The sequence below is a fragment of the Arthrobacter sp. SO3 genome, from assembly GCF_020532825.1.
Taxonomy (GTDB): Bacteria; Actinomycetota; Actinomycetes; order Actinomycetales; family Micrococcaceae; genus Arthrobacter.
On record NZ_MQTS01000208.1, the window covers coordinates 1 to 5,563 of the forward strand.

Consider the following 5,563-nt stretch of genomic DNA (forward strand, 5'->3'; position numbering starts at 1 on the left):
CCCACCGCCCCCGCCGGCTCCGCACCACCCCGGCAATGCGCCGGCTGACAGCCGAACACCGCCTCTCCGCTGCGGAACTGATCCTTCCCGCCTTCATCAGGGAAGGCCTGGCCGAGCCTAAACCGATTGCGTCGATGCCCGGGGTGCAGCAGCACACCACCGAGACGCTCAAGCGCGCCGCAGCCGAAGCCGTGGGGCTCGGCGTCGGCGGCATCATGCTCTTCGGAATCCCCGCCGTCCGCGACGCCACCGGCACCGCCTCGCTGGACCCCGACGGGGTGCTGAATAAAGCCATCCGGGACGTCCGCGCCGAGGTCGGCGATGAACTGGTCATCATGAGCGACGTCTGCCTGGACGAGTTCACCGACCACGGGCACTGCGGGGTCCTCGACTCGGACGGCTATGTGGACAACGACGCCACGCTGGAGATCTACGGCCGGATGGCTGTGGCCCAAGCCGAGGCCGGCGCCCACGTGCTGGGCCCCTCCGGGATGATGGACGGCCAGATCGCCGTGATCCGCCAGGCCCTCGAGGCGGCCGGCCACGCCAACACCGCGGTCGTCGCCTACGCCGCGAAATACGCATCCGCGTTCTACGGGCCCTTCCGCGAAGCCGTGGACTCGCAGCTCAAAGGCGACCGCCGCACCTACCAGATGGACGCCGCGAACCGCCGCGAAGCGATCCTCGAAGTGGAGCTGGACCTCGAAGAGGGTGCGGACATGGTCATGGTGAAGCCGGCCATGAGCTACCTCGACATCCTCGCCGACGTCGCCGCCATGAGCCCGGTCCCGGTCGCGGCGTACCAGATTTCCGGTGAGTACTCGATGATCGAGGCCGCCGCCGCTAACGGGTGGATCGACCGCCGCGCCGCGATCACCGAGTCCGTGCTGGGCATCAAACGGGCCGGGGCCAACATGGTCCTGACGTACTGGGCGAGCGAACTCGCCGGCTGGCTGAAGGAGTCCTGATGATCACCTCAACTGGCCAGGCGTCAGGGGCGAACCCCACGGCCCCCGTAGGCCCGGGGCGCATCCTGCTGGGACTGAACACTTTTGGCGACGTCGGGGTCTTCCCCGACGGGCACCCCGTCCCGCACGCCCAGGTGCTGCGCCAGCTGCTGGAACAGGCGGAACTCGCGGACGAGGTGGGACTCCATGCCTTCGGCGTGGGGGAGCACCACCGGCGCGACTTCGCAGTCTCCGCTCCCGAGGTGTTCCTCGCCGCGGCTGCCGCGCGGACCAAGAACATCCGGCTCGGTTCCGCCGTTACGGTCCTGAGCTCCGATGACCCCCTCCGTGTCTTCCAGCGCTTCTCCACCGTGGACGCCATTTCCAACGGCCGGGCCGAGGTCATGCTGGGACGCGGCTCCTTCGTCGAGTCCTTCCCGCTTTTCGGCCTCGACCTGGCCGACTACGAGATCCTGTTTGAAGAGAAGCTCGAGCTCTTCGACAAGGCCCGCGCCCAAGAGCCCATCCACTGGGAGGGCCGCACCCGGCCGGCCATCAACGGGCTCGGCGTCTATCCGCCGCTGGAACACCACCTGCTGCCCGCCTGGATCGGCGTCGGCGGAACCCCGGAGTCGGTGCTGCGCTGCGCCGAATACGGCTACCCGATCATCTTCGCCATCATCGGCGGACAGCCGCGGTCCTTCGGCCCGCTCGCGAACCTCTACCGTGAGGCGATGGCCAAATACGGCCACCCGATGCAGCAGATGGCCACGCATTCACCGGGCCACATTGCCGCCACCGACGAGGAGGCACGGGAGGAGTTCTTCGCGCACTGGCTCGGCCAGCGCAACCTGATTGGCGCGGAGCGCGGCTGGGGCCCGGGCAACCGCGCCGAGTTCGACGCCATGTGCACCCCCGAGGGTGCCCTCTACGTCGGATCCCCGGATACCGTTGCCGCGAAGATCGCACTGCTGAAGCGGCACCTCGGCGTGGACCGCTTTGACCTGAAGTACAGCAACGGCACCCTGCCGCACAAGGCCATGATGCGTTCGATCGAGTTGTTCGGCACCGAGGTGGCCCCCCGGGTGGCTGCTTTGCTGGCCGGGGCCGCGCAGCCCCGTTGAAGGCGACTGATCCATTGAATGCGACTGAAAGAATAGGAACCATGACTTCCAGCCACCCTCGCAACGAGGAACTCTTCGACCGCGCCCGCAAGCTGATGCCGGGCGGCGTCAACTCGCCGGTCCGCGCGTTCGGCTCCGTCGGCGGGACCCCGCGTTTTATGGTCTCCGCGAAAGGCCCCTACCTGACCGACGCCGACGGCGCCGAGTACGTCGACCTCGTCTGCTCCTGGGGCCCGGCGCTGCTGGGACATGCCCATCCGGCGGTTCTCGCCGCCGTGCACGCCGCCGTGGACCGCGGACTCTCCTTCGGCGCCTCGACGCCGGATGAGGCCAACCTCGCCGCGATCGTCCAGGAGCGGGTCCCCGCCGCCGAACGTGTCCGGATGGTCTCCACCGGCACCGAGGCAACCATGACCGCCGTGCGGCTGGCCCGGGGCTTCACCGGCCGGGACCTCATCATCAAGTTCGCCGGCTGCTACCACGGCCACCTGGACGGGCTGCTCGCCGCCGCCGGCTCCGGTGTCGCCACCCTGGCGCTGCCGGGCTCCGCCGGCGTCACGGCCGCCACCGCCGCCGAGACCCTCGTGCTGCCCTACAACGACCTCGCCGCCGTCGAGGCCGCCTTCGCCAAGCACGGCGCGAACATCGCCGCCGTCATCACTGAGGCCGCGCCCGCCAACATGGGGGTCGTGACGCCGGGAGAAGGCTTCAACGCCGGCCTGTCGCGCATCACCCGGGAGCACGGTGCCCTGCTGATCCTCGACGAGGTCCTCACCGGCTTCCGTACCGGGTACTCGGGCTACTGGGGACTCACCGGCGGCGCGGCCGACGCTGCCCAGCCGTGGACCCCGGACCTGCTGACGTTCGGCAAGGTCATCGGCGGGGGGATGCCGACGGCGGCCCTCGCCGGCCGGGCCGAGGTCATGGACTACCTTGCGCCGCTGGGCCCGGTCTACCAGGCCGGTACGCTCTCCGGCAACCCGGTGGCGATGGCCGCCGGCGTCGCGACGCTGACCCACGCCACCCCAGAGGTCTACTCCTTCGTGGATGCCCGCGCCCTGGAACTCTCCACCGCCCTGTCCTCCGCGCTGGAGGCGGCGGGCGTGGACCACTCGATCCAGCGTGCCGGAAACCTGTTTTCGATGGCGTTCGGCACCTCCGCCCGGGGCGTGCACAATTACGACGACGCCCAGGGCCAGGAGGTGTTCCGCTACGCGCCGTTCTTCCACTCGATGCTGGACTCCGGGGTCTACCTGCCGCCGTCGGTCTTCGAAGCCTGGTTCCTCTCCGCCGCGCACGACGACGCCGCGATGAACCGGATCTTCGACGCCCTGCCCGCCGCGGCGAAGGCCGCGGCTGCCGCGAAGGCCTAGCGCCGGACGCCGCAACAATACGCCGGACCGTTCCGGCGTCGTTGGTTAAAACACTTGGGGCACCCGCCGCGGCGGGTGCCCCAAGTGTTTAAGCTGCCGGTCTGCTAACTAGAGGACGTCCGAGAGGAAACCCTGGAGCCGTTCCGTCTGGGGATTCGTGAAGAGCTGTTCCGGCGGGCCGGACTCCACAACGACGCCGGCGTCCATAAAGGTCACGGTGTCCGAGACGTTCCGGGAGAAGCCCATCTCGTGCGTCACCACCACCATGGTCATGCCGCCCGTGGCGAGGTCGGCCATCAGCGCCAGGACGCCCTTGACGAGCTCCGGGTCTAGGGCCGAGGTGGCCTCGTCAAAGAACATGACTTCCGGCTTCATGGCCAGCGCCCGTGCGATCGCCACGCGCTGCTGCTGCCCGCCGGACAGGTTGGCCGGACGGGCGTCCGCCTTGTGCTTGAGCCCGACGAGGTCGAGCTGCTCGAGGGCTTCGGCCCGGGCCTGCTCGGCCGGGAGTTTGCGCAGCTTGCGCAGCGCGAGGGAGACGTTGTCCACCACGGTCTTGTGCGGGAACAGGTTGAACTGCTGGAACACCATGCCGATGCGCTGGCGCAGCTCATCCGGGTTGTCTTTCAGGACCGAGCGCCCATCCAGCAGGATGTCGCCCTGGTCCGGTTCGATCAGGCGGTTCATCACGCGCAACAGCGTGGACTTGCCGGAGCCCGAGGGGCCGATCACCGAGGCGGTGGTTCCCTTTTCGACGTGGAGGTCGATGCCGCGGAGGACGTGGTTGGATCCGAAGGACAGGTGCAGGTTCTTGCCGGTCAGCGAGCCGGAGGCGAAGTCGCTCATGGCTGGGCTCCCTTCCCGATCAGGGCTGCGGCGTCGTCCGGCTGCTTCTTCTCCGGCCGGCCGGTGCGCAGGCGGTTGTCGATGTAGTTGACCAGGTGCGTCAGGGGGACCGTCAGCACGAGGTACATTGCCGCGGCAGCGATCAGCGGGGAGAGGTTTCCCGTGTTGGCTGCAGCGTCGTTGCCGATGCGGAAGATCTCCCGCTGGCTGGCGAGCAGGCCCAGCAGGTAGATCAGGGACGAGTCCTTGATCAGTGAGATGAACTGGTTCACCAGGGCCGGGAGCACCCGGCGGATGCCCTGCGGGATCACCACAAGGCGCATGGAGGAGTTGTAGCTGAACCCCAGCGCCCTGGACGCCTCGAGCTGTCCCTTTTCCACGCTCTGGATGCCTGACCGGAAGATCTCCCCGATGTATGCCGACGCCATAAGCGTCAGTGCCAGGATGCCGAGCGGGAACGGGTTCGTGGATCCGGTCAGTTGCCGGATCACGGGTCCGAGCCCGATCCCGATCAGCAGGATGACGACGATCGCGGGGACGCCGCGGAAAATATCCGTGTAGATCCTGGACAGCACCCGGAGCGGGGTGCTGCGGGACGTGCCCATGATGGCCAGGACCATGCCCAGGATGCACCCGAGCACGCCCGAGGAGACCGCAAGGATCAGCGTATTGGGCAGGCCGACCGTGAGCATGTTCGGGATGACAGCTGCCATCGCCTCCCAGTCAAAGAAGGTCTTTGCGAGTTGATCGAGTGCATCCATGGACTAGGACTTCGGGACGGTGACAGCCTTGGAACCCGGGGACCACGTGGCCGGGGTTTCGCGGTCCGGGTACCATTCCTTGGTCAGCTTGGACCAGGTGCCGTCGGCAATCACGGCGTCCAGGCCGGAGTTCAGCGCGTCAATGAGCGGCTGGTTTTCCTTGTTGACGGCGTAGGCGGTGAAGTTCTGGGTGTTCACAACGGACTCGGCGATGACCGTGCCGTCGCCTTCCTTGACCTGGCCGGTGGCCTGCTGGGACGGAGCGACCCAGGCGTCGACCTGGCCGTTCTTCAGGTTCGCGTAGGCCGTGTTGTAGTCCTCGAAGCGGACAGGCTCGATCTGCAGCGTGTTGGTGACGTAGTCGTCCTGCACGGTGCCCTGGACGACCGCGATGCGGGTGTCCTTGGTCAGGTCCTTGAAGCCCTTGATCTTGTCGTCCTTCTTGGCGACAACCGCCATAAAGCCGAAGTCATAGCCGTTGGTGAATCCCACGGTCTTGCGGCGGGCGTCCG

6 protein-coding genes are annotated in these 5,563 nt (G+C 67.8%); 3 read left to right on the top strand and 3 right to left on the bottom strand.

The window, feature by feature from the left end:
* The 3 genes from hemB to hemL all read left to right on the top strand — a co-directional run.
* A partial coding sequence (gene hemB, locus BJQ90_RS18865; protein ID WP_226761735.1) for a porphobilinogen synthase occupies positions 1-968 on the top strand: 968 nt, incomplete at its 5' end.
* A complete protein-coding gene (locus tag BJQ90_RS18870) occupies positions 968-2,071 on the top strand; it encodes an LLM class flavin-dependent oxidoreductase (protein WP_226761736.1) in 1,104 nt (367 codons plus the stop codon). The genes hemB and BJQ90_RS18870, both read left to right, overlap by 1 nt.
* A 41-nt stretch (positions 2,072-2,112) precedes the next feature.
* Positions 2,113-3,444 carry a glutamate-1-semialdehyde 2,1-aminomutase gene (gene hemL / locus BJQ90_RS18875; RefSeq protein WP_226761737.1) on the top strand — a complete coding sequence of 444 codons (1,332 nt, stop codon included), beginning with the start codon at positions 2,113-2,115 and terminating at the stop codon, positions 3,442-3,444.
* A gap of 108 nt (positions 3,445-3,552) precedes the next feature.
* Here hemL and BJQ90_RS18880 read toward each other — a convergent pair whose 3' ends face one another.
* The 3 genes from BJQ90_RS18880 to BJQ90_RS18890 all read right to left on the bottom strand — a co-directional run.
* A complete protein-coding gene (locus BJQ90_RS18880; protein ID WP_226761738.1) occupies positions 3,553-4,290 on the bottom strand; it encodes an amino acid ABC transporter ATP-binding protein in 738 nt (245 codons plus the stop codon).
* Positions 4,287-5,051, bottom strand: a complete 765-nt coding sequence (locus BJQ90_RS18885; RefSeq protein ID WP_226761739.1) for an amino acid ABC transporter permease — start codon at positions 5,049-5,051, stop codon at positions 4,287-4,289. Before BJQ90_RS18885 ends, BJQ90_RS18880 begins: the two co-directional genes overlap by 4 nt.
* 3 nt (positions 5,052-5,054) lie before the next feature.
* A partial coding sequence (locus BJQ90_RS18890; RefSeq protein WP_226761740.1) for a substrate-binding periplasmic protein occupies positions 5,055-5,563 on the bottom strand: 509 nt, incomplete at its 5' end.